A 22,184-nucleotide genomic window follows, 5' to 3' on the forward strand; every position below is an offset into this window, starting at 1 on the left:
AGTTAGTAAGACCCCTTGAAGACGACGAGGTAGATAGGTGAAAGGTGGAAGCACGGTGACGTGTGGAGCTGATTCATACTAATAGGTCGAGGGCTTAACCGAAGAGGTTAGGTTTGTAAGAAAACGCAACGAGATAGAACGAGAGTTATCTTTAAAGGTAATCGGATGAAAAAAGATATATTTAATGTGCAGTTTTGAGGGAGCAATCCTTTGATAATATTGTTATTAAACCTGTGGTTATTCCATAGGTTTTTTTTATTTGTCTGATTCAGATAAGCTGTTATATATTGAAATTTATAGTCCGAAAGGTGATAGTGATTTAAAAAGTGAAATATTTCACATTATACAATATAAAATATTGATAAAACGCTTGCGTATATTCTATAAAAAGAGTAAAATTATAAATAAGATAATAAATGTGAATATTTAAATAAAGTGGCAGGTGATTTATATGAGAATGTATGATTTGATTTTAAAGAAGAGAGAGGGTGGATGTCTTACTGAATCTGAGATTAATTACATTGTTAAAGGATATACACAGGGGAGTATTCCGGATTACCAGATGTCAGCATTTCTTATGGCCGTTTATTTTAAAGGCCTTTCAGATGAAGAAACTTTTGCATTGACTAAGGCAATGACAGAAAGCGGTGAGAAACTGGATTTATCCTGTATACCGGGAGTTAAAGCTGATAAACACAGTACCGGTGGTGTGGGAGATAAAACTACACTTGTGTTGGCACCAATGATAGCATCACTTGGCATTAATATAGCGAAGATGAGCGGAAGAGGATTGGGCAACACCGGCGGTACAATTGATAAACTGGAATCTTTTCCGGGCTTTAATACATCATTAACTAATGAACAATTTATAGAAAATATAAAACATATCGGTATTGCAGTTAATGGACCGACGCTAAGTCTTGCTCCTGCTGATAAGAAAATTTATGCATTGAGGGACGTTACAGCAACTGTAGAAAATGTTTCACTTATTGCAAGCAGTATTATGAGTAAAAAACTTGCAGCTGGTGCAGATATAATTGTACTTGATGTTAAGTCTGGAAGTGGAGCTTTCATGAAAAACGAACATGATGCATTACAACTTGCACATGAGATGGTAAAGATAGGAAAAGCATCAAATAAGCAAACGATTGCGGTTATATCTGATATGAATCAGCCATTAGGACATAATATTGGAAATGCGTTGGAGGTTGTTGAAGCTATTGAAACATTAAAGGGAAAAGGACCAGCTGATTTGCATAATCTTTGTATTGCACTTGGAACACAGATTTTAGAGGCAGCCGGAAAAGCATCGGATGCCGCACAGGCCAAAGATATGCTTGAATCATCACTGACGAATGGCACTGCATATTCAAAATTTAAGGAATTTATCAAGACCCAGGGTGGAGATATAAGTAATATTGACAACCCGATGAAACTTGTAAATGCAAGTTATATTGAGCCTGTAATATCAAATTCTGAGGGGTATGTTGAATCAATCGAATGTGAACAGATAGGAAGAGCATCTATGATTCTTGGTGCAGGAAGAAAGGATAAAGACAGTCCTGTTGATTTATCTGCAGGAATAGTTCTTCATAAAAAAACAGGTGATTTTGTCAATAAAAATGAAGAAATTGCAACTATATATTTTAATAAAAAAGAAGTAAAAAATGATGTTATTAATATTATTTTGAATTCATATAAAATAGTGGATAAAAAGTGTGAAAAACCTGAACTTATTAAGCAGATTATTAAGTAGAATTAGTCTTAATTATACGCTTAATTATGTTGAAATAGTTGTAAAAACTTGTTATAATAAATTAATGAAATGAACGTGAATCGGAGGATTTTAGATATGGAAACTAACATATTAATGGAAAGCGGAACAAATGAATTAGAAGTTTTGGAATTTACAGTTGGCAATAATCATTACGGTATTAATGTAGCGAAGATAAAGGAGATAGTTCCATTTCATGTCGTAACACCTGTACCTAATTCACATCCTAATGTTGAAGGTATTTTTATGCCAAGAGATATGATGATTACAGTTGTAGACCTTGCTAAAGTTATTAATGCAAAGCCTTCGCCAGATATAAAAAAAGATATGTTTATTATAACTAATTTCAATCAGTTGAATGTAGCATTTCACGTTCATACAGTTATTGGTATTCACAGAGTATCATGGGCAGACATAATTACACCGGATAGTACAGTAAGTTCTCAGGACAGTGGTATTGCGACAGGCGTAGTTAAGATTGATAATCAGCTTATTATTATATTGGATTTTGAGAAGATAGTATCAGATATTAGTCCGGAAACTGGTCTTAAAGTATCAGATATAGAAGAATATGAAGGAAGAGAGAGAAGTCAGGCTCATGTTATTTCAGTTGAAGATTCCCCACTTCTTGGTGCAATGATAGGCAATTCTCTTAAAAAGTCTGGTTATGTTAATCTTACAAGATTTGCTAATGGACAAGAAGCATGGGATTACCTTCAGGAAGTTAAGTCAGGTGCAGTACCTAACGATATTGCATGTATAATAACAGATATTGAGATGCCTCAGATGGATGGACATCATCTTACAAAATTAATAAAAACAGATGAGCAGTTAAAGAATATTCCTGTTATTATATTCTCATCTCTTATCAATGAACAGATGAGAGCAAAAGGTGAATTGCTTGGTGCAAATGCACAGTTATCAAAACCTGAAATAGGACAGCTTGTTGGTGAGATTGATAAGCTGATTAATGCTCAGAAATAATAAAAGATATTAGTATTTTATATGCTGTCACATTACTGGTGGCAGCATATTGTATATAAAAAATTGGAGATATAAGTTTGAAAGATTTTAATATAGAAGATTTTATTAATGATTATAATGAAGCACAGATGGTTGTAATAGGAATTGGTTCGCAGCTTACAAGTGATAAGTATGGTGAAATATCTGCAATGAATGAGATAATAACTTTTTTTAATAATTATTTAGATAAAAAGAATTATTTTATTATTACAACAAATAAAGAAAATATTTTTGAAAATACAGAAGTTAATCCTAAAAGAGTATGTGCTCCATTTGCTGACAATGAAGAAAACGGACAGAAACAGTGGGATTTATATAATAAATGGCTGTCGGCAACATTAAATAAGGAATTGCTTATAATTGAACTCGGTGAGGATTTTAATCATCCGAATGTTTTCAGATGGCCATTTGAGAAAATTGTTTTTATTAATCAAAAAAGTAAAATGTATAGAATTAATGATGAATTTTACCAGCTTCCTGAAAATATAGGGGAGAGGGCATGTGGCATTAATAAGAATGCAAAGGATTTTGTTGAAGAATTACGAGATATGCTTTTAAAGTAATTTATTGTTAAATTGATTATTGTATGATACAATTTTAATGTTTAAAATGGCAGTATTTATAGAATGAGGAGAAAATAAATGAGCTTAGATGAAAAACCGGATTTTTCTGAACCAGAACTTTCAGAAGATGATATGAAAAGGCTTTCACAGATGGGGCTTGATAATATTATAGAGCAGGTCACAACAGATACATCATCAGTTGATGATTTGTTTGATGACACGAAGGAAGAAAAAGACAACATTAATAATCAGAATAATAAAGAGAAAGCTGACGAAAAAAAAGCTGATGTCAATATGGCTGTTGATACTGTTGATAATGATGAGACGGCGGCTGACTCAGCAAAAGCATCAAAAAAAGGCAAGAAAAAACAGAAAAAAGAAAAGACAAAGAAAAATAATATTTTTTCTGTTATAAAAAGTGTTTTCTTTGAGAATCTTGATGAAGAAGATGAAGATTTAGATATTGAAAAAAAAGAAAAGTCGTCTAAACAAAAAGTTGTAAAGACAAATAAAACTAAAAAATCTGTTGATGATGTAAGAAAAGATGATGATATCAGACAGTCAGCACCAGAGACACAGGCAGAGTTACAGCCACATGCAGAACCACAGCCGGAAAATGAAAGTATCATCGATGAAAACAGGGCAGACATTGCTGATAATATCAATCAAGATGATGAAAATTCTGTAAATAATGATATTTATGATGATACATCGGAAGATAAGACAGAAAAAAATGATTTGCCGGAAGAACCAGACAGAAGCAAAGATGAGAATGTACAGCTTATCAAGGAAATGTATGGTGACAAAGATAATCTTGACGAAAATATTGCACCTAAAAAGGGGCTTATAGCTAAGCTTAAATATCGTATTGCCCAGTTGAAGAAGAAAAATGCTGAAGAGGATAAACTGGAAGAAGAAGCTGAACTTGCAGATATAGAAGAACAGAAGAAGAAAAAAGAAGAAAAACAGGCGGCAGCAGCAGTTAAAAAAGAAAATGCCAAGAAAGAGAAAGAAGTTAAGGCTGCTGAGAAAAAGAAGGCTAAGGATGCAAAAGCAGCTAAGAAAGCTGCAAAACCTAAGAAAGAGAAAAAGCCAAAGCCGGAACCAAAGCCTGGAGATATATTAAAGATAAAACCTAAGAGCATAATGTTATTTATTACACTTGTTGCAAGTGTGATTGTTCTTATTTCACTTCTTAATACAACAGTAAGCTATACAACAGCAATTTCAAAGGCAAAAACAAATCTTGAAAATGGTGATTATTCAAAAGTTTATGAATCATTATCAGGAATGAAATTAAATAAGAGTGATGAGACATTGTACAGACAGGCAACGCTTATAACATATGTTACAAGACAGTATGAATCATATCAGAATTATATGGAAATGGATATGAAAACGGAGGCAATCAATGCACTTGTAAAAGGACTTGCCAGATATGATACATATTATAATGAAGCGAACAGTCTTGGTGTCGGAAACCAGATGAAAGAAGCACGAGCACAGATTATACAGGCTTTTAATGATACATTTAAAATATCTGAATCAGAAGCAGTATCATTAGTTGCTATGTCTGATAATAATTTTACGCAGTACTATAGAAAAATTGAAGCATACGGAAAGGCAAGATAATAAATGATAGCTATAATCGATTATGATGCCTATCATTATTCTGTAATCACTGTAAAATAAGGCTTTATAGATGTTACGTTTACAATAAAATTATATTTTACTAATTATTTACTAAATACAATGTCTTGAATGAATGCGAGAGTACCAAATGGCGAAGAAACCAGGAGGTACTCTTTTACATTATCTTTAATTTTTATGTATAATAAACCTTGTCAGTGAGGTGAAAAAATATGAATTACATATGCGAATCTTGCGGTAGTGATTTGAAATATTATGATAAAGTTTCAAGAATGGTACGGACGAAAAATCGTAAAGTGTCTATCATTACTGTAAAAAGATTCAAATGTCCAGTTTGTAATTGTATACATAGAAAACTTCCGAATAACATTTTTCCTTATAAACAATACGACGCAAGAATAATAACAGGAGTTATAGAAGGTAAAATAACAAGCAATATGATAGACTATGAGGATTATCCTTGCGAGATGACTATGACTAGATGGCGAACGCTTAATTTACAATCTCTCTTATGAGAAAACCTTTAATAAAAATGTAGTTATATGAAAGGAGATTTATATCATGAAGAGAAAAGGAAACAACATAGCAGAGGATACATTCTTATACTGGTTAGAGGTTGAACAGTATATGACACAATTCAAAGAAGGAAATTTTGAGAACTATGATGAGTGTCAGAAAGTATTACAGCATCTGGCAGTAAGAGAATTACAAATGTCTATCGATAAATGCAACTCTCAAGGAGTATCAATTGAAATACCATCATTTTTAGTAAAGCGTTAAAACGAAGGGCAGTCTGTGAAAACATGGACTGTCTTTTTTTTTGCGAGTGTTCCACCGAGGTTGTTTTTACTATTGTGTAATTCTAACCTAGAATAGAATCACCGGCGGTAATAAACACAAAGGAGATTTATATGGGAACAACATTAAGAGCTGAATTATCAGAAAAGAATCCATATTGGATAGAAAAACATAGATATTACGAATTAAAACATTTTTGCTTGCAATACCCTATATGGAAGAAAGCATATGCTGCATTGGACGGAACTAATACAAAAACTATGAATTTGGCGATGAGAGTTATAACCAATAATATTGACGACCCAACATCAAGATACGCAATAGCTAGAACATACTATGCAGATCGTATGAACATGCTTGAAAGAGTTGCTAATTTCACAAATCCAGAATTGGCAAAGTATCTACTAAAGGGAATTACAGAAGGATGGTCTTATGATATTTTGAAAGCTAGATTAAATATTCCGTGTTGCAAAGATATTTACTATGACTTGTACAGACGATTTTTCTGGTTGCTGGATAAAGAGCGAGGATAGTTCGCAATAAATACATTGTCCTTTATGAAAGGATGGTGCATATTATGAAAATGACAAAAGAACATATTGATACTATTAACGAGCTTTTAGCAGAACATGGGGAAGCGCTTACAGCATTTTATGATGAAGGAATTCGTTATGGAATGAAGTGGGGTGTAGTATTTACTGCCATTGGAGTTGGTATTGGAGCGTCAATTAATTATGTTAGTTATAAGATTAAAAATGCAAAATCAGACAAAGAGATTGAGTCCTAACAAGGGCTCTTTCTTTTTCTTCGCAATAAATGCATTGTCCTTTATGAAGAAAATAAAATCATAACGGAGGTATTAAAAATGGATATTGTAAAGAAAGTAGCAAAGATGAGATTGAATTTTCATGCAAGTATGCTAGACGTATATAATGTTGCTAATCAGTTAGGAATATTAAAAGACGATAAAGCTGAAGAAATAATGAAAAAACATACAATGAAATGCTTTGATGCAATGGAACATATGGGATTAGATCCGTTTGGAAAGCATTCTAAAGATTGAGCCAGCAATGGCTCTTTCTTTTTATTCTAGGTTAAATCCAGTACGTAGGTTACTGGAAATCATACTATATTGATATTTGAAAAATTGCCCGGTGGGAAAATTCCGGAAAATATTTTCAGAAAGGAGGAGCATATGCCATTAATTTGGTTATTGGTAGGTATTCTTATAGGATTACTCGTATCAAGATTTATATTTAAGGATAAGCCAATAGGTTCGCTTAGGGTTGACCAATCTGACCCGGATAGCGGAACTTATTTATTTCTTGAAATAGACCGAGGAGGTATGGATGATATCTATAAGAAGCAAACCGTACGTTTACGTGTGAAAATTGAGGATTACATTTCGCACAAATAACACTTTCTATTATGAAAGAAATTATTAAAAGGAGGTTTCACAAAATGAGCGAACCAAATATTAAAGATTTATTGAACGAGGAAATTGCAACGGAGATTCAGAACTTATCTGAACTCAAAGCAGGTTCTGACGAAAAATCGAGTGCTATTGATGATTTGGCAAAGCTGTACAAGCTGAGAATCGAGGAGAACAAGAGCGAATGGGATGCGGATGAGAAGTATGATCGTCGTGTGATGGAAGGAGAAGCCAACACTAAAGACGATGAAATGAAGCAGAGACAACTCGAAGAGCAGGTTAAGGAACGATATTTCAGAGTAGGTGTAGCAGCGGCAGAATTAATGGTGCCATTGATATTCTATGGAATCTGGATGAGGAAAGGATTTAAGTTTGAAGAAACAGGAACATATACCTCGAAGACATTTACAGGTTTGATCAATCGTTTTAGACCAACAAAGAAATAATGATTTTTTGATAAGGGGACGTGTACAACGCATGTCCTCTTTTTTTCTACGCTATTATAACATTTACTACTATGAGAAACAGAAAAGGAGGTAAAATTAGATGAACAAAATTTATGTGGAGGTACCAATTACTACAAATCAGACTACATTAAGTATTCCTTGTGGTGATGACGAAAGCTTATGGCATTTTACTGTCATATTCAATGAGAATGAATATTTGCATAAGAGATTGGTTACTGTTATAGACAACCTTGATGATGGAGAAAATCCGGCAGTTCAAAGTATGTTAGTAACGAATGAAAACAATCGAACAGCAACATTTGAGTATCATATGGATAAGGACGTAAAGGCTGATGTCAAGCTGTCAGTTTATTATTGCAAGGAATGCAGAATAATTACTGCTGAGTGGTAATCGTGCCTATAGGAGATGTGGAATTCTATACGCATCTCCTTTTCTTTTTTTTACGTGAAAAATACATTGCTCTTTATGAGAGAATAAAGCTTTATCTCTTGAACAGATTAACGCCAGTTTGTATACTAGACATACAAGTATGCGAGCAGGTCAATTTTGAAAGGAGATATTTAGCATGAGTATTTTTAATGAAAAACAGAGAAAGGCAATGACAGACGGAGAATATATCTGCTCTGAGTGCGGAGGATTAATGGAATTTGAAGACGAATGGGAAGACACATTAGTGTGTCCTCATTGTGGTCACAGCATTGATTTAGAGGAATATGGCTGTGAAGGAGATGAAAAGTACGAGAATTTATATCCGACCAGAGAGGAAGTTCTGGGTATTGCCGCGGATGAGTCCGAAGAAGAAAATTAAAAACGCAATAAGCTAGAGGAGAGGGTCTTAGAGAAATCTAAGGCTCTTTTCTTTTTATGGAGAATAGAGATGAGATACCATTATAAAAAACCGGATATTTATCTTTCTATGTATGGAAAATTATATATATGCAATCATCCGGTGTATGACAGATGTACATTATTTACAATTGGTGATAAAGGTTTGGCAGTTATTCAGCAAAGATTTAATCCAGATACAAAGACTACATACTGGACAGAGGTTGATTCATGGTTGACAGATTCTTTATATTTGCATCCTAAGTTCAAAAAATTTTTTGATGAACGAGCAGGAGAGTGTACGGACGGATTGTATCCAACTGTAAGCATTAGACAAATTATGTGGGCGTTGAAAATGAAACCTATACAGAGGCAAAGATGGGAAACATGCTTTGACAGACGTAATATTTAGCGAAATTTACATATTGTATTATGAAAGGAGCGTGAATCTTATGAAGATTACTCAATTAGACAAAAGTATTGAAACAATAAAGAAATTGGATATTAGTGAATATTGTAAGGTGTATTTCTTGATTTTAAAAACAAGTAAAACCAAGAAAGGAACAGACAATTATGTGTTTAATTCCAAACGATTAGATTATTTACAGTTCAATGAAATTAATATCTATATGGATAATCCAAATTACATGCTTGTAAAAATTGAAGATTGAGCCAGCAATGGCTCTTTCTTTTCGCTAAAATCACAGTTCCTTTTATGAGAAACTAAAGCTTTGAAAGGAGTAAAAGGAGCATGGACGAAATGAAAATAGTATCTAAATTTACAAGAGGAATTATTTCAAAAGCATTAAAAATGGTGATACATAAGAAAACTAGATATGATATTGATATTCAGTTAAATGAGGTCACTATAACTATTGCAGATGGAAAGACACATCTTCATGTCGATGTAGATGCTGAAATTGGAAAGGACGAGCTTATAAACATACTGAAAAGTATTGGTTTGAACTGATGATTAGGGTCGCTTATGGCGGCTCTTTTCTTTTTCTTCGCAAGATTTACAAAGCATATTATGAGAGGAATAGTAGCTCAGTTGGTAGAGCACTGGTCAATATACTGTACCAGGGGTTGATGGTTCGAATCCATTCTATTTCTCTTTTATTTTCTTCGCAAAATTTACAAGGCATATTATGAGAGAAAGACGTAAATGACGAGGAACAGAAGGGGCTATTGCACACGAAAGCAAACCTACTCGTAAAGGAGTCAGTTAATATAAATTCATATTTAGCATTAACGACGACGTGGGGCGTTATCGGATTGAAACTTCGATGTAAGAAAAACGCCGAAAAGAAAAACAATACCACATCAGATACGTGATAGTGCAATCTCTTTTATTTTTCTGGAAAGGAGAGTTCATATGTCTATTGAGCAGCTTGAACTGATATTAAGTGACACATATCAGATGGATGTATCATTTCCGACGATATTCGGACATCGCAAGGAGTTTATGCAATCGAGTTATTCCATATGGTCAGTAAATGAATTACTGGAATATGTATCGTCTGAATTATATCCAAAAGACAATGCGTCAATAGCAGAAATTGAAGAAATTGTCAGATGTTTCAAATCCATGATGAGCAAATATTATCATATGAGACAGGACACACAACTAATGTTTTCAATAGCAATAAATCTGGCAGATAATGTGCTGGATATTTTACGAGCTATGGAATAAAGAAAGGAGACAACCATTATGAAACCAAAAATCAATCAACTCATTAACAAATCAGTTATACAACTGAAAAGAGGCTCACCAACAATTTTAACCTGTCTTGGAGTTGCTGGACTTGTTGCAACTACTGTATCTGCCGTTATAGCAACACCAAAAGCAATAGAAAAGATTAAAAAAGACAGTTTAATTAATCACGACGGAGACCCATGTGGATATAGCAAGACAGAAGCTATTAAATCTGCATGGGTTTATTATATTCCATCAACAATTATGGGGGTCTCAACAATCATTTGTATTGTTGGTGCGAATGTGCTGAATAAACATCAACAGGCATCTTTATCAAGTGCATATGCACTGATTAACAAATCATACAATGAGTATAAGGAAAAGCTAAAGGAATTGTATGGAGAGGAAGCACATCAGAAAATAATTGACTCTATTGTAGCCGAAAAAGCAGATGATGTGTGTATATCTTCTGGCAACTTTTTTGGTACGTCATCTTTATCGTTTGGTGAGCGAAATCCTGATGACATTAAATTATTTTATGACACTTATTCGATGAGATATTTTGAAAGTACCATTCCACAAGTGTTAGAAGCAGAATATCACTTAAATCGAAACTGGTGTTTAGGTAGCGATATATGCGTTAATGACTTTTATGATTTTTTAGGAATAGAGCACATTGATTGCGGAGATGAACTTGGCTGGCATTGGTCAGACGGAATAGGTTGGATCGATTTCAATCATCACAAGACAGTTTTAGATGACGGTCTTGAAGTGTATGTTATTGATATGGTGTTTTCACCGAGTAGTAACGATGAAACATTCGCATAAATTACAGCCACTATTATGGAAAGGAGGCAACGGGCTATGAATAGTAAAATTATTAGAATCATTGGTCTTGCTGCAACAGTGATCGGTTTAGGAGCGAATCTTATTAACGATTGGGCTGATGAGCAGAAGATGAATGAGCAGATTGATAAGAAAGTTAATGAAGCTCTTGCTAAAAGAGACGCAGATGCGAAGGAGTCCTAAAACAAGGACTCTTTTGTTTTATGGAGGTTAAGTATGTCATCAATAGATACAGCTATTGAAATTACTGAATATTGTCTAAAGCAATCAAGAAAAAATAGAGTTGATTGGTGGTATAGTGATAGTTTTGTCAGTAATAGCTACTCTATATGGGCGGCAAAAGAGTTGTTGACACGATTAAATAACAACAGGGATATTCCGCCATTGATAACTCTTGAAAATTTTGAAGAGTTAATGGATGAGTACGCCTGCAAAAACATCAACAACAGTTTTTTATTTTCGTGTGCCAAAGATATGACACGATGGATCATTGATTTATTAATCGCATAAAGCGATATTTTGAAAGGAGATTAACATTATGTGTAACAGAGAAATGACATTAGGAGAAGAAATTATTGGATTAGCAACAAGAGGTATTGACACACCTACAGTAGAAAGAATATACAAAAAGTATATCGAGATGGCTGCTGATAAAGAGTCAAAAGAAGCAATGGAAGCATATTGCGTTAATGATGAACTTGCAATTAAAGAATTTATTAATGCATTATTCAGAGCACCTGCAAAGTCAGACTTAAAAGATGCTGAGGTAGGAGATAAGACAACAATTAAGTTGGTTGGATTGGGAGAAGTTGCAGCAACAGTACACAAGGTTACGGACGATAAGGTTATGCTTATTTTCGATGATTATGTAGCTGAGAGACCTATGAATGAGTCAGACACAAATGAGGGTGGATTTGAAGATTCTGATTTGAATAAATGGTTACATACAGAGTTCGTAAAGGCATTACCTTATTCAATTAGAGCAAGACTGACTGATGTTACTATTCCGACTGTAGGTGAAATGTTTGGCTGGGACGACGCGTGGGATAGAAATCACTTTGAGGCTGATAATGACAAACAGCTTCCACTTATGAAGCAGAGACGCAATCGAGTTGCTTATTATAACAATGAGTGTGAGTGCGGATGGCTCCGTAATGCTACCAAGAAAGAATTTTCTTCGACTGCTTTCGCTATTGTGGGAGGCGGTGGCGATGCGAACTACGACGGCACTTCGAACTCTGTTGGGGTTCGTCCGGAAATCTGGTTGGTTAAGTAAAAATCTCTGCCCCTTGTGGGCGGGGTAATCTATAGGAAAGGAAGTAAGAAAAATGCATAAACCCAATATTAAAGCGGCATACAATGCAGTGAAAAAATCAACCATAAAGCATAGTCCGGAAATATTGACCGGAATAGGTATTGCTGGGATGGTAACAACAACTGTGATGGCTGTAAGAGCAACACCGAAGGCATTGGAATTGTTAAAAAAAGAAGAAGATTATAGAAAAATAGATAGGGAAAATGGTATTCCAGAACAATTCGTTTCGGAAAAAATATCAAATATTGATGCTATAAAAATTTGTTGGAAATGTTATATTCCAGCAGCTATAACAGGCAGTTTATCTATTGCTTGTCTGATTGGAGCAAGTTCAGTAAATGCCAGAAGAAACGCCGCACTGGCTACGGCATATTCTATAGCTGAAACATCACTCAAGGAATATCAGAACAAAGTTGTCGAAACGATTGGAGAAAAAAAGGAGCAGACTATCAGAGATGCCGTTGCAAAGGAGAAAATCGATGCACATCCGGCAAAAGAAAGCGAAATTATATTTGTGGGAGATGGCGAGACTCTTTGCTACGACGTATTATCCGGACGATATTTCAAGTCTAAAATTGAAAAAATTAAGAAAGCAGAGAATGATTTGAATAAACAGATGAGAGATGAAATGTATATTTCTCTTAATGAATTCTACTATGAGATTGGTTTACCAGCTATTAAAATCGGTGATGACATTGGATGGAATATTGACCGAGAAGGATATATCGATCTTCGCTTTAGTTCACAGCTCAGTGATAATGATGAGCCTGTATTTGTAATAGATTACGGATGCGGGCCTAGATATGACTATAGAAACCTGATGTAGGTTCGCATAAATTACAACCACTATTATGGAAAGAATAACAAATTTTTAATCTGAAAGGAGATTAACATTATGGAAACAAATGAAATCATGAACAACGAAGAGGTTATGGACACAACAGAGGAAATCGTAAAGACAGCTTCCAAAGGAGGATTTAGTAAGGTAGCAACTATCGGTGTGGCTATGATTGCAGGCGGTTTAGCTTACAAGTTTGTAGTAGCACCAGTAGTTGGTAAACTGAAAGAAATGAAAGCACGTAAAGGGTTTCGTGTTGTCGATGACGACGTTGTCGTTGAAACAGTTGATGAGAATGATTCTGAAAATTAAAGAATTATTATTCTGACAGGAAAGAGGGAGAATACCTATAACAAGGTGTTTTCTCTCTTATTTTTTTTATTATGGAGGTATTGTTATGAATCAGTATTCTTATAATGGTCCAGTTATGGAATTTGGCAAGTGCATTGCTAATAATTGGGCGGGGTCTACATACGCAGCATCTGAAAAGAAAGCAAAGAGTAATTTAGCGTATCAGTTTAAGAAAAATAATAACCGTATGCCAGCATCGAAAATTACTTTGCCTGGGGAATTAATGGTTATCAATTAGGAGGAAAAGAATGGAAGAATACAAGTCCAACTCGCATAAATCAAGAGAACGAGCGAAGGCTGAGCTGACAGAAAAGAAGGTAGAAAAAATTGTATCTGGTTCGGTTAAGACAAAGAAAAAGAGTGGAATTAATAAACTTGCAGGGATATTTGTTCCAGAAGATGTAGATAACGTAAAAAGCTACATTTTTGAGGATATTGTTGTGCCTGCTTTAAAGGATATTATTCTTGATGCTGTTAAAGCAGTTCTTGGAGTTAAGGGTTCCGGCGGTAGAAGATCCACGGCAAGTAAAGTATCTTATCGTAAATATTATGAAGATCCGGCACAGGGTAACAGAAGAAATTATAATACACAGAGTTCTATTGGCGGTTGTGATTTCGATGATATTTACTTTAACACTAGAACGGAAGCAGAAAATGTATTAGCTGCTATGGACGAAATCGTTGCAAGTTACAAAATCGTAAGTGTTGCAGACTATTTCGATTTGGTTGGTATTGATGGTCCGTGGACAGGAAACAACTACGGTTGGACTGATAATATCAGAAATGCAAGAGTTGTTAATACTAGGGATGGATATACTATCAAGTTTCCAAGAGCAAATCCAATAGATTAGGAGGCAGATTATGTACGAGTCAAAAGATGTTATGGTATCACATCCAGCTCATTATCAGAGTGAAACTGGATTAGAGGTAATTGATGTAATTGAGGCATTTACATTTGATTTGAAAGGTATTGAAGCTACTGACACTGGAAATGTACTCAAATATATGTGCCGTTGGAAAAATAAGAACGGCGTACAGGACTTAGAAAAAGCGAGATGGTATTTAGAACATCTCATTGATCATGTAAAAAATTTAGAAGAGGAGAATAAATAATTATGAAAAAGAATGAAATTATTGCAAGAGTAACAAAAGCTGTAAATACAGCAACTATTAAGGTAAAAAAACACAGTCCGGAAATTCTTATCGCAGCTGGTGTTGTTGGAACAGTTGCAAGTGCTGTGATGGCGTGTAAAGCGACAACAAAATTAAGTACGGTATTAGAGGAGCATAAAAAAGATGTGGATGCTGTGCATGAATGCTCTAAAAATGAGGAAATCAAAGCAGATTATTCACAGGAAGATGCCAAGAAAGACTTGTCTATTATTTATACACAGACAGGAGTAAAGCTTATAAAATTATATGCTCCTGCTATTGCGTTAGGTGCATTATCACTTACAAGTATTGTAGCTTCTAATAATATTCTCAGAAAGAGAAATGTAGCTCTGGCAGCAGCATACGCAACTGTCGATAAGTCTTTCAAAGAATATCGTAATCGTGTTGTTGAAAGATTTGGAGAGCAGGTAGATAAGGAACTGAAATATGATATTAAGGCAAAGAAATTTGAGGAAACTGTGAAAGACCCAGATACAGGTAAAGAGAAGAAAGTAAAATCTACTGTTAATGTAGCTAATGCTGACAGTGGATATGCTAGATTTTTTGATGAGTCATGTCATGGATATGAAGAAGATTCACAATATAACTTACTTATGTTAAGAGGACAGCAGCAGTATGCAAATGATCTGTTAAAGTCGAGAGGATATATATTCTTAAATGATGTATATGATATGATCGGAATTGATAGAACTAAGGAAGGTCAGATTGTTGGCTGGGTATATAACAAAAACAATGAAGTTGGTGATAACTTTGTGGACTTTGGCATCTTAGAAACGAACAGAGAAACAGAAGATGGATCATATGAGCCAGCAATTTTATTAGACTTCAATGTGGATGGTAATATATTAGATCTGATTTAAACGGAGAATTTGCATATGAAAAAAATAATTTGGATGATACTACTGATAGTCACAAGTTCTTTTTGCATAGCAGCATCGCCAATCACGACAAGTGAAAACGATGAAATTAATGAGACAGTGATAGTTGAGGTTATCAAAACTGAGGCAGTTGAAGAAGTATCATTTAGTCCGAAAGAGGAAGTAGTAGTCCAAGAGCTGGCACCTCAAGACGTTATCTGCGAAATTGATACTGATATTTCAAATGATGATATTGAGTTAATTGCTCTTGTTACTATGGCTGAAGCTGAGGGAGAATGCGAAGAGGGCAAACGATTAGTAATTGATACTATTTTAAATCGTGTTGACTCTGATTCTTTTCCTAATACAGTTTATGAAGTAGTTTATCAGCCAAGTCAATTTTCTTCTATGTGGAATGGGCGAGTTGACAGATGCTATATTGACGATTATATTTGTCAGCTTGTAATTGAAGAACTTCGTAATAGAAAGAATTATGATGTTATATTCTTTACAGCTGATAGATATGGAAACTATGGAACACCCATGTTTCAGATTGGAAACCACTATTTTTCAAGTGGAGAATAGAAAGGAGAATTGTTATGCATGTAGTAGGATTAACATTATCAGCAGTTGCAGGAATTTGCTTTTGGAGCGGTCTTGCTGTCTTATTCGGTGGAAAGGAGCACTAATTATGGAAGGAATTGGTAACTTCATATCAATGATGGATTATATTCTTGATACCAATCGAAAAAGACATATTACAGGGGGCATTCTGTTGAGTGCCTCTTTACTTTTTGGCGGTTTAGCATTAACCGTTATGACTATCAAGACAGAGGAGGATAACAATGAACAGTAAAGTAGCATTTATTTTAGGCACGATTATTGGTGCTGGAATTGGTGTAGCCGGTACATACTCATATTTTAAAGATAAGTATGAGAAACTCGCGGAAGAAGACTTCAATTCAAGAAGAGTATTTGACGAGGATAAAAAAGATGAATCAGAAGAGCCTGTTGTTGAAAAAACTACTGACAGTAGAACTGTAGACAAACCGAGTATTGCTGAATATGTAGCAATATTACAGAAGGAAGGCTATGTGAACTATAGCGATATGCAAGACAAAAAACAGAAGCAGGAAAATGCTGTTGACAGACCATATGTTATACAGCCGTCAGATTTCGGAGAGTTTGATGATTACGAAAAAATAAGTCTTACATATACGGCTGACGGAGTGTTACTAGATGATATGAATGAAATTGTGGATGATATTGAAGAAACTGTTGGGGAAGATTCACTTGAGCATTTTGGAGAGTATGAGGATGACTCCGTCTATGTGAGAAACGATGCTAAGAAATGCGATTATGAAATTCTGTTAGACCAGAGAAACTATCAGGAAATTTTTGAAACTCAGCCACATAGAACGGAGATGTAATGACCAGAGACGAATTAAAATTTGATTATTTCGATTGGATGTATGGTCTGGTATGTGATACAAAATATCCGAAGAAATTATCATATAGAAAGCTATTAAATTTTCTCCATAATATGGATTTCACATATCAGCTTACTATGGACAGCAATCGATTTGAGGACGGTATTGAACTACGTTATCGATTTGGATACGAGAACGGATATGACTGCTCTGTTATAGCGAATTATCTGGATGATAGTCCATGTAGCGTATTGGAGATGCTAATAGCACTTTCAATTCGTTTAGAGGAACATATTATGGACGACCCAGAGATTGGTGACAGAACAGGACAATGGTTCTGGAATATGATTACTAATCTTGGGCTGGGCTCTATGGATGACAGAAAATTTAATGAGAATCGTGTTGAAGATATTGTAACAAGATTTTTAGAGAGGCAGTATGAGCCAGACGGGCAAGGCGGATTATTTACACTTGAAAATTGTCACTATGACTTGAGAAAAGTGGAAATTTGGTATCAGGCATGTTGGTATCTTGACAGTATTACTTGATTTGAAAGGAGATTACTTATTATGAACGATTTAGTAAGTTATATTTTTAGAAATATGGATGCTACAGATAAGCACCTTGTACGCATTTACAAAGCATTGGTGCATCAGAACAAATTTAATAAGGCTGTGACATTATTTAGTATCGTTACAACCTTAAATTTACTTGCGATGCGTGCTGACAGTAAAAAGATGCAGCAGGAAATCACAGCTTTGCGAAAAGAAATTGATGGGTTAAAGGAATCGGAAGGAGTATAAAAATGTGATGTTGGATTTTATGGTGGTTTCAACGCGTAGTACAAAGCGCGGAACAATAGAAATCTATCCAAAGTTCCTTATTAAAAAAAGCACAGATCTTATGATTCGAGGTGGTGATTTTTACGCTATCTGGATAGAAGAACGTGGTTTATGGTCTACCGATGAACAGGATGCTTTACAACTTATAGACCGCGAACTGGATAGATATGCTGAGGAGAATCGCCAACGCTTTAACTCAGATATTAAAGTCCTGCATATGTGGGACGCTGAGAGCGGAATGATTGACTCTTGGCATAAATACTGTCAGAAGCAATTACGAGACAGTTTTCATACGCTTGACGATAAACTTATATTTTCCAATACGGAAACAACAAAAAAAGATTATGCGAGCAAGCGGCTTAATTATCCTCTTGAAGAGGGGGATATAACAGCATACGAAAAACTGATTAGCACTTTATATTCTCCTGAAGAACGAATGAAGATAGAGTGGGCTATCGGTTCAATAGTATGTGGTGAATCGCAGAAATTACAGAAATTTCTTGTACTATATGGAGCAGCAGGTACAGGTAAATCAACAATTTTAAATATTATTCAGCAATTATTTGAGGGTTATTACTCAGTCTTTGATGCGAAAGCATTGGGGTCTAGTAGTAACTCTTTTGCGTTAGAGGCATTTAAAAGTAATCCATTGGTGGCTATTCAGCACGATGGAGACTTGTCAAGGATTGAGGATAATACAAGGCTTAACAGTTTGGTCTCACATGAGTTAATGACTGTAAATGAGAAATTCAAATCAACATATGCAAACCGCTTCAAATGTTTCTTATTTATGGGAACTAATAAACCTGTACGTATTACAGATGCCAAATCTGGTCTTATAAGACGACTGATTGATGTATCTCCATCTGGAAATAAGCTTAATCCAAAGGAATACAAAACAATTGTAAAACAGGTTAGCTTTGAACTTGGAGCAATTGCTTATCATTGTCAGGAAATATATTTGGATAATCCTGGCAGATACGACAATTATATTCCAATTTCAATGCTTGGTGCGTCTAATGATTTTTATAACTTTATAGCTGATTCTTATTATGTGTTTAAAAAAGAAGACGGAACAACCCTTAAAGCGGCTTGGGAAATGTATAAGAATTACTGTGATGAAGCGAAAGTTGGTTATCCGTTATCAAGAAGAGCATTTCAGGAAGAATTGAAGAACTATTTCAAGGATTTCCAGGAGAGATTTAATTTTGATGACGGTTCAAGAGTACGAAGCTATTATATAGGATTTAAGACAGATAAGTTTGAAAGTGATGCTCAGACAAAGAAAAAAGAGACACCAAAAACTTATCAGATAGAGTTCAAAGAACAGGAGTCAGTATTTGATTCTGTATGTGCGGATTGTCCAGCACAATATGCTTCGCAAAATGAAACCCCACAGCAGAAATGGGAAAAAGTAAAAACAAAATTATCTGCTCTGGATACCTCACAAATTCATTATGTGAAAGTTCCAGAAAATCACATTGTCGTAGATTTTGATATTCCGGACGAAACAGGAAATAAATCTTTCGAAAAGAATTTGGAAGCTGCTAGTAAGTTGCCACCGACTTATGCAGAACTGAGTAAAAGTGGTCAAGGAATACATCTTCATTATTTATATTCTGGAGACCCTTCTAAGCTAAGCAGAATCTACGACGACCATATAGAGGTAAAAGTATTTACTGGTAAAAGTTCATTAAGAAGAAAACTAACGAAATGCAACAATTTACCAATAGCTACTATATCTTCTGGATTACCAATGAAAGGAGAAGACAAAATGGTAAATTTTGATACCATAAAAAGCGAGAAAGGACTTAGGACACTTATAAAGAGAAATCTCAATAAAGAAATCCACCCAGGAACTAAGCCAAGTATCGATTTCATATACAAAATATTGGAGGATGCTCATAGCAGTGAACTCAAATATGATGTAACAGATATGCGAAATGCGGTATTAGCATTTGCAGCTAACAGCTCTCATCAGGCAGAGTATTGTATCAAGCTCGTCAACAAGATGCAGTTTAAATCGGAAGAAAATTCTAATGCTGTAAAAAATGATGATGCAAAGCTTGTATTCTATGATATCGAGGTATTTCCGAACCTGTTCCTGGTCAACTGGAAAATAGAGGGTGAGGGAAAGCCTGTTGTCAGAATGATTAATCCAACACCAAGTGATATCGAGGAGCTGATGCAGTTCAGACTGGTTGGCTTCAACTGTCGGAGATATGATAACCATATTCTGTACGCAAGGTTAATGGGTTATACAAATGAACAGCTCTATAACCTTTCGCAGAAAATCATTAATGGAAGTCCGAACTGTTTCTTTGGAGAGGCATACAACGTATCCTATACGGACGTGTATGATTTCGCTTCAGCTGGTAATAAGAAGAGTCTTAAGAAATTAGAAATCGAGATGGGAAACCTCACCGATGATGATCTCAAGAAAAAAGGATTTTCTGACGAAAAAATAAGAGTTATCAAAGCTGGAACGCATCACCAGGAGCTTGGTCTTCCATGGGACCAACCGGTTCCGGAAGAGCTTTGGATTAAAGTCGCTGAGTATTGTGATAACGATGTTATTGCTACTGAGGCAGCCTTTAATTATCTTGAGGCTGACTGGACAGCACGACAGATTCTGGCAGATTTAGCAGAGATGACTGTTAACGATACTACAAACTCTCTTACAACCAGAATTATATTTGGAACCAACCGAAAACCGCAGTCAGAATTCCATTACAGAAATCTGGCAGAGCCGGTAGAGTCGCTGGATAAAGAGAGTATGGATTTCCTTAAGGAAGCCTGCCCTAAGATGATGGAAGAGCCTCACTATGGTTGGAAGTACAATGATAAGAACGAAGTTCCATTCGAATCCCGCAGCGTTCTTCCATATTTCCCTGGGTATGTATTTGACCATGGAAAATCCACATATCGTGGAGAAGAAGTAGGTGAGGGCGGATTTGCTCAGGGCGTTCCTGGAATGTATGAAAACGCAGCACTTCTGGATATTTCGTCAATGCATCCGCATAGTGCTATTGCTGAGGTTCTGTTTGGACCGAGATTCACGAAAGCATTCCGCGATATTGTTGAGGGTCGTGTAAGCATTAAACATGAGGCTTGGAGCATTGTTAATACCATGCTTGATGGTAAGCTTACTCCGCATATTCAGAGAGTTATCGACGGTGAAATGACATCAGAAGATCTCGCTAATGCACTGAAGACAGCTATCAATTCGGTATACGGTCTTACATCTGCGTCCTTTGATAATCCGTTCCGTGATCCGAGAAACATCGATAACATCGTGGCAAAACGTGGAGCATTGTTCATGATTGATCTTAAGAACGAGGTTCTGAAGCGTGGATTCCAAGTTGCTCATATTAAGACAGACTCTATTAAGATCCCGGATGCAACGCCAGAGATCATTCAGTTCGTTATGGACTTTGGCGAGAGGTATGGATACACATTTGAACATGAGGCTACGTATGATCGTATGTGCTTGGTCAATGATGCCGTATATATTGCAAAGTATAAATCGGCAGAGGAATGCGAGAAAATGTATGGTTACGTTCCTGGCGACAACAAAAAGAAAGGCGGAAAATGGACGGCGACAGGTACTCAGTTCCAGATTCCATATGTATTTAAGAAGCTGTTCAGCAGAGAAGACATCGCATTTGAAGATATGTGCGAGACCAAATCTGTGAGCAGCTCTTTATATTTGGACTTAAATGAAGATTTACCGGATGTATATCAATATGAAAAAGAGCTAAGCAAGGCTGAAAGCGATTTCAAGAAAGGGTTACTGTCCGATACGACATTTGAAAGCACTTGTCAGAAATTAAATCCACTTATTGCAGAGGGACATAATTATCGCTTCATCGGTAAAGTTGGACAATTCTGTCCTATAAAAGACGGATGCGGTGGCGGATTACTTATGCGTGAAAAAGACGGTAAGTATTATGCCGCAACAGCTACAAAGGGCTATAGATGGCTTGAATCTGAGATGGTCAGAGAATTAGATAAGGTTAATGACATCGATAGGTCTTACTATGACAAACTTGTAAATGAGGCGGTAGATACTATTTCGCAGTATGGTGATTTCGAATGGTTCGTATCGGATGATCCATATATAACAGAAAAGAAGCAGAATGCACCAAAGCTTATGCCTTGCGGAGATGCTAAATACGCAACTTGTTTTGACTGTCCATATTTTAATGATGATGTGCATCATATGAATTGCAGTAAAAATTATGATATTTCAGAAGTAATTTCAAGTCAGGTGATGAACCCACCTGTAGAAACTAAATAACAA

General features: G+C 35.4%; 33 protein-coding genes, 1 rRNA gene and 1 pseudogene. All 35 read left to right on the forward strand.

Annotation, left to right across the window (positions count from 1 at the left end; genetic code table 11):
- Positions 1–102: ribosomal RNA gene (locus H8S01_RS07475) — 23S ribosomal RNA — on the forward strand; the annotation flags it as partial.
- Positions 103–451: 349 nt separating this feature from the next.
- Positions 452–1,756 carry a pyrimidine-nucleoside phosphorylase gene (locus tag H8S01_RS07480; RefSeq protein ID WP_186836772.1) on the forward strand — a complete coding sequence of 435 codons (1,305 nt, stop codon included), beginning with the start codon at positions 452–454 and terminating at the stop codon, positions 1,754–1,756.
- Between the two features lie 96 nt (positions 1,757–1,852).
- The gene (locus H8S01_RS07485) at positions 1,853–2,758 is read left to right on the forward strand and encodes a chemotaxis protein (protein WP_186836773.1); all 906 of its coding nucleotides are present in this window, start codon (positions 1,853–1,855) and stop codon (positions 2,756–2,758) included.
- Positions 2,759–2,835: 77 nt separating this feature from the next.
- On the forward strand, positions 2,836–3,360 hold the full coding sequence (locus tag H8S01_RS07490) for a hypothetical protein (RefSeq protein WP_186836774.1): 525 nt from the start codon (positions 2,836–2,838) through the stop codon (positions 3,358–3,360).
- Positions 3,361–3,438: 78 nt separating this feature from the next.
- Positions 3,439–4,992 carry a hypothetical protein gene (locus H8S01_RS07495; RefSeq protein ID WP_186836775.1) on the forward strand — a complete coding sequence of 518 codons (1,554 nt, stop codon included), beginning with the start codon at positions 3,439–3,441 and terminating at the stop codon, positions 4,990–4,992.
- A gap of 230 nt (positions 4,993–5,222) precedes the next feature.
- Positions 5,223–5,525, forward strand: coding sequence for a DUF6431 domain-containing protein (locus H8S01_RS14460; RefSeq protein ID WP_279287875.1), 303 nt, complete (start codon positions 5,223–5,225; stop codon positions 5,523–5,525).
- A gap of 46 nt (positions 5,526–5,571) precedes the next feature.
- A complete protein-coding gene (locus H8S01_RS07500; protein WP_186836776.1) occupies positions 5,572–5,790 on the forward strand; it encodes a hypothetical protein in 219 nt (72 codons plus the stop codon).
- A gap of 131 nt (positions 5,791–5,921) precedes the next feature.
- Positions 5,922–6,341, forward strand: a complete 420-nt coding sequence (locus H8S01_RS07505; RefSeq protein ID WP_186836777.1) for a hypothetical protein — start codon at positions 5,922–5,924, stop codon at positions 6,339–6,341.
- 44 nt (positions 6,342–6,385) lie between these two features.
- Positions 6,386–6,595, forward strand: coding sequence for a hypothetical protein (locus tag H8S01_RS07510; protein WP_186836778.1), 210 nt, complete (start codon positions 6,386–6,388; stop codon positions 6,593–6,595).
- Positions 6,596–6,673: 78 nt separating this feature from the next.
- Positions 6,674–6,871, forward strand: a complete 198-nt coding sequence (locus tag H8S01_RS07515; protein ID WP_118326563.1) for a hypothetical protein — start codon at positions 6,674–6,676, stop codon at positions 6,869–6,871.
- Positions 6,872–6,940: 69 nt separating this feature from the next.
- Positions 6,941–7,225, forward strand: coding sequence for a hypothetical protein (locus tag H8S01_RS07520; RefSeq protein ID WP_243204282.1), 285 nt, complete (start codon positions 6,941–6,943; stop codon positions 7,223–7,225).
- 44 nt (positions 7,226–7,269) lie between these two features.
- Positions 7,270–7,686 (forward strand): hypothetical protein, encoded by a 417-nt coding sequence (locus tag H8S01_RS07525; protein ID WP_186836779.1) that lies wholly within the window; start codon positions 7,270–7,272, stop codon positions 7,684–7,686.
- Positions 7,687–7,786: 100 nt separating this feature from the next.
- Positions 7,787–8,098: a hypothetical protein gene (locus H8S01_RS07530; RefSeq protein WP_186836780.1), complete on the forward strand. Its 312-nt coding sequence runs from the start codon at positions 7,787–7,789 to the stop codon at positions 8,096–8,098.
- 175 nt (positions 8,099–8,273) lie between these two features.
- A complete protein-coding gene (locus H8S01_RS07535) occupies positions 8,274–8,516 on the forward strand; it encodes a hypothetical protein (protein WP_055223493.1) in 243 nt (80 codons plus the stop codon).
- 69 nt (positions 8,517–8,585) lie between these two features.
- Positions 8,586–8,945, forward strand: coding sequence for a hypothetical protein (locus H8S01_RS07540; protein WP_118326558.1), 360 nt, complete (start codon positions 8,586–8,588; stop codon positions 8,943–8,945).
- A 40-nt stretch (positions 8,946–8,985) separates the two neighbouring features.
- Entirely contained in the window at positions 8,986–9,204 is a 219-nt protein-coding gene (locus H8S01_RS07545) for a hypothetical protein (RefSeq protein WP_186836781.1), read from the forward strand.
- Between the two features lie 80 nt (positions 9,205–9,284).
- Complete coding sequence (locus tag H8S01_RS07550; RefSeq protein WP_186836782.1) at positions 9,285–9,503, forward strand: CTP synthase; 219 nt, start codon at positions 9,285–9,287, stop codon at positions 9,501–9,503.
- Positions 9,504–9,569: 66 nt separating this feature from the next.
- Positions 9,570–9,646, forward strand: a pseudogene (locus tag H8S01_RS07555).
- 262 nt (positions 9,647–9,908) lie between these two features.
- Entirely contained in the window at positions 9,909–10,226 is a 318-nt protein-coding gene (locus tag H8S01_RS07560) for a hypothetical protein (RefSeq protein ID WP_186836783.1), read from the forward strand.
- A gap of 18 nt (positions 10,227–10,244) precedes the next feature.
- Entirely contained in the window at positions 10,245–11,057 is an 813-nt protein-coding gene (locus tag H8S01_RS07565; RefSeq protein WP_186836784.1) for a DUF6353 family protein, read from the forward strand.
- Between the two features lie 36 nt (positions 11,058–11,093).
- Complete coding sequence (locus tag H8S01_RS07570; protein WP_172676042.1) at positions 11,094–11,258, forward strand: hypothetical protein; 165 nt, start codon at positions 11,094–11,096, stop codon at positions 11,256–11,258.
- Positions 11,259–11,291: 33 nt separating this feature from the next.
- On the forward strand, positions 11,292–11,585 hold the full coding sequence (locus H8S01_RS07575; RefSeq protein ID WP_055223484.1) for a hypothetical protein: 294 nt from the start codon (positions 11,292–11,294) through the stop codon (positions 11,583–11,585).
- A 28-nt stretch (positions 11,586–11,613) separates the two neighbouring features.
- Positions 11,614–12,351, forward strand: coding sequence for a DUF6273 domain-containing protein (locus tag H8S01_RS07580; protein ID WP_186836785.1), 738 nt, complete (start codon positions 11,614–11,616; stop codon positions 12,349–12,351).
- A 52-nt stretch (positions 12,352–12,403) separates the two neighbouring features.
- Positions 12,404–13,216 carry a DUF6353 family protein gene (locus H8S01_RS07585; protein ID WP_186836786.1) on the forward strand — a complete coding sequence of 271 codons (813 nt, stop codon included), beginning with the start codon at positions 12,404–12,406 and terminating at the stop codon, positions 13,214–13,216.
- A gap of 87 nt (positions 13,217–13,303) precedes the next feature.
- Positions 13,304–13,540: a hypothetical protein gene (locus H8S01_RS07590; protein WP_186836787.1), complete on the forward strand. Its 237-nt coding sequence runs from the start codon at positions 13,304–13,306 to the stop codon at positions 13,538–13,540.
- An 85-nt stretch (positions 13,541–13,625) separates the two neighbouring features.
- Positions 13,626–13,817 (forward strand): hypothetical protein, encoded by a 192-nt coding sequence (locus H8S01_RS07595; RefSeq protein WP_186836788.1) that lies wholly within the window; start codon positions 13,626–13,628, stop codon positions 13,815–13,817.
- A gap of 10 nt (positions 13,818–13,827) precedes the next feature.
- Positions 13,828–14,430: a hypothetical protein gene (locus tag H8S01_RS07600; RefSeq protein WP_186836789.1), complete on the forward strand. Its 603-nt coding sequence runs from the start codon at positions 13,828–13,830 to the stop codon at positions 14,428–14,430.
- Positions 14,431–14,440: 10 nt separating this feature from the next.
- Positions 14,441–14,692, forward strand: a complete 252-nt coding sequence (locus tag H8S01_RS07605) for a DUF3310 domain-containing protein (protein WP_186836790.1) — start codon at positions 14,441–14,443, stop codon at positions 14,690–14,692.
- A gap of 2 nt (positions 14,693–14,694) precedes the next feature.
- Entirely contained in the window at positions 14,695–15,612 is a 918-nt protein-coding gene (locus H8S01_RS07610) for a DUF6353 family protein (protein WP_186836791.1), read from the forward strand.
- Between the two features lie 15 nt (positions 15,613–15,627).
- A complete protein-coding gene (locus H8S01_RS07615) occupies positions 15,628–16,194 on the forward strand; it encodes a cell wall hydrolase (protein WP_186836792.1) in 567 nt (188 codons plus the stop codon).
- Positions 16,195–16,300: 106 nt separating this feature from the next.
- Positions 16,301–16,465 carry a histidine kinase gene (locus H8S01_RS07620; protein ID WP_186836793.1) on the forward strand — a complete coding sequence of 55 codons (165 nt, stop codon included), beginning with the start codon at positions 16,301–16,303 and terminating at the stop codon, positions 16,463–16,465.
- A complete protein-coding gene (locus tag H8S01_RS07625; protein WP_186836794.1) occupies positions 16,455–17,039 on the forward strand; it encodes a hypothetical protein in 585 nt (194 codons plus the stop codon). Before H8S01_RS07620 ends, H8S01_RS07625 begins: the two co-directional genes overlap by 11 nt.
- Positions 17,039–17,587 carry a hypothetical protein gene (locus tag H8S01_RS07630; protein WP_186836795.1) on the forward strand — a complete coding sequence of 183 codons (549 nt, stop codon included), beginning with the start codon at positions 17,039–17,041 and terminating at the stop codon, positions 17,585–17,587. Before H8S01_RS07625 ends, H8S01_RS07630 begins: the two co-directional genes overlap by 1 nt.
- 21 nt (positions 17,588–17,608) lie before the next feature.
- Positions 17,609–17,842 (forward strand): hypothetical protein, encoded by a 234-nt coding sequence (locus H8S01_RS07635; RefSeq protein ID WP_186836796.1) that lies wholly within the window; start codon positions 17,609–17,611, stop codon positions 17,840–17,842.
- Positions 17,843–17,849: 7 nt separating this feature from the next.
- Positions 17,850–22,181, forward strand: coding sequence for a DUF5906 domain-containing protein (locus tag H8S01_RS07640; RefSeq protein WP_186836956.1), 4,332 nt, complete (start codon positions 17,850–17,852; stop codon positions 22,179–22,181).
- The last annotated feature ends 3 nt before the right edge of the window (positions 22,182–22,184 follow it).

Origin of the sequence: Lachnospira hominis (ex Liu et al. 2021), assembly GCF_014287955.1 — a bacterium.
GTDB lineage: Bacteria > Bacillota > Clostridia > Lachnospirales > Lachnospiraceae > Lachnospira > Lachnospira hominis.

Excerpts from the sequence above, each read along its gene's own strand:
- H8S01_RS07550 (WP_186836782.1), top strand. The coding sequence starts at position 9,285 with ATGGACGAAATGAAAATAGTATCTAAATTTACAAGAGGAATTATTTCA.
- H8S01_RS07515 (WP_118326563.1), top strand. The coding sequence starts at position 6,674 with ATGGATATTGTAAAGAAAGTAGCAAAGATGAGATTGAATTTTCATGCA.
- H8S01_RS07600 (WP_186836789.1), top strand. The coding sequence starts at position 13,828 with ATGGAAGAATACAAGTCCAACTCGCATAAATCAAGAGAACGAGCGAAG.
- H8S01_RS07590 (WP_186836787.1), top strand. The coding sequence starts at position 13,304 with ATGAACAACGAAGAGGTTATGGACACAACAGAGGAAATCGTAAAGACA.
- H8S01_RS07535 (WP_055223493.1), top strand. The coding sequence starts at position 8,274 with ATGAGTATTTTTAATGAAAAACAGAGAAAGGCAATGACAGACGGAGAA.
- H8S01_RS07545 (WP_186836781.1), top strand. The coding sequence starts at position 8,986 with ATGAAGATTACTCAATTAGACAAAAGTATTGAAACAATAAAGAAATTG.
- H8S01_RS07530 (WP_186836780.1), top strand. The coding sequence starts at position 7,787 with ATGAACAAAATTTATGTGGAGGTACCAATTACTACAAATCAGACTACA.
- H8S01_RS07500 (WP_186836776.1), top strand. The coding sequence starts at position 5,572 with ATGAAGAGAAAAGGAAACAACATAGCAGAGGATACATTCTTATACTGG.
- H8S01_RS14460 (WP_279287875.1), top strand. The coding sequence starts at position 5,223 with ATGAATTACATATGCGAATCTTGCGGTAGTGATTTGAAATATTATGAT.
- H8S01_RS07575 (WP_055223484.1), top strand. The coding sequence starts at position 11,292 with ATGTCATCAATAGATACAGCTATTGAAATTACTGAATATTGTCTAAAG.
- H8S01_RS07615 (WP_186836792.1), top strand. The coding sequence starts at position 15,628 with ATGAAAAAAATAATTTGGATGATACTACTGATAGTCACAAGTTCTTTT.
- H8S01_RS07560 (WP_186836783.1), top strand. The coding sequence starts at position 9,909 with ATGTCTATTGAGCAGCTTGAACTGATATTAAGTGACACATATCAGATG.
- H8S01_RS07540 (WP_118326558.1), top strand. The coding sequence starts at position 8,586 with ATGAGATACCATTATAAAAAACCGGATATTTATCTTTCTATGTATGGA.
- H8S01_RS07595 (WP_186836788.1), top strand. The coding sequence starts at position 13,626 with ATGAATCAGTATTCTTATAATGGTCCAGTTATGGAATTTGGCAAGTGC.
- H8S01_RS07580 (WP_186836785.1), top strand. The coding sequence starts at position 11,614 with ATGTGTAACAGAGAAATGACATTAGGAGAAGAAATTATTGGATTAGCA.
- H8S01_RS07525 (WP_186836779.1), top strand. The coding sequence starts at position 7,270 with ATGAGCGAACCAAATATTAAAGATTTATTGAACGAGGAAATTGCAACG.
- H8S01_RS07565 (WP_186836784.1), top strand. The coding sequence starts at position 10,245 with ATGAAACCAAAAATCAATCAACTCATTAACAAATCAGTTATACAACTG.
- H8S01_RS07505 (WP_186836777.1), top strand. The coding sequence starts at position 5,922 with ATGGGAACAACATTAAGAGCTGAATTATCAGAAAAGAATCCATATTGG.
- H8S01_RS07625 (WP_186836794.1), top strand. The coding sequence starts at position 16,455 with ATGAACAGTAAAGTAGCATTTATTTTAGGCACGATTATTGGTGCTGGA.
- H8S01_RS07605 (WP_186836790.1), top strand. The coding sequence starts at position 14,441 with ATGTACGAGTCAAAAGATGTTATGGTATCACATCCAGCTCATTATCAG.
- H8S01_RS07510 (WP_186836778.1), top strand. The coding sequence starts at position 6,386 with ATGAAAATGACAAAAGAACATATTGATACTATTAACGAGCTTTTAGCA.
- H8S01_RS07640 (WP_186836956.1), top strand. The coding sequence starts at position 17,850 with ATGTTGGATTTTATGGTGGTTTCAACGCGTAGTACAAAGCGCGGAACA.
- H8S01_RS07585 (WP_186836786.1), top strand. The coding sequence starts at position 12,404 with ATGCATAAACCCAATATTAAAGCGGCATACAATGCAGTGAAAAAATCA.
- H8S01_RS07570 (WP_172676042.1), top strand. The coding sequence starts at position 11,094 with ATGAATAGTAAAATTATTAGAATCATTGGTCTTGCTGCAACAGTGATC.
- H8S01_RS07635 (WP_186836796.1), top strand. The coding sequence starts at position 17,609 with ATGAACGATTTAGTAAGTTATATTTTTAGAAATATGGATGCTACAGAT.
- H8S01_RS07620 (WP_186836793.1), top strand. The coding sequence starts at position 16,301 with ATGGAAGGAATTGGTAACTTCATATCAATGATGGATTATATTCTTGAT.
- H8S01_RS07485 (WP_186836773.1), top strand. The coding sequence starts at position 1,853 with ATGGAAACTAACATATTAATGGAAAGCGGAACAAATGAATTAGAAGTT.
- H8S01_RS07610 (WP_186836791.1), top strand. The coding sequence starts at position 14,695 with ATGAAAAAGAATGAAATTATTGCAAGAGTAACAAAAGCTGTAAATACA.
- H8S01_RS07480 (WP_186836772.1), top strand. The coding sequence starts at position 452 with ATGAGAATGTATGATTTGATTTTAAAGAAGAGAGAGGGTGGATGTCTT.
- H8S01_RS07630 (WP_186836795.1), top strand. The coding sequence starts at position 17,039 with ATGACCAGAGACGAATTAAAATTTGATTATTTCGATTGGATGTATGGT.
- H8S01_RS07495 (WP_186836775.1), top strand. The coding sequence starts at position 3,439 with ATGAGCTTAGATGAAAAACCGGATTTTTCTGAACCAGAACTTTCAGAA.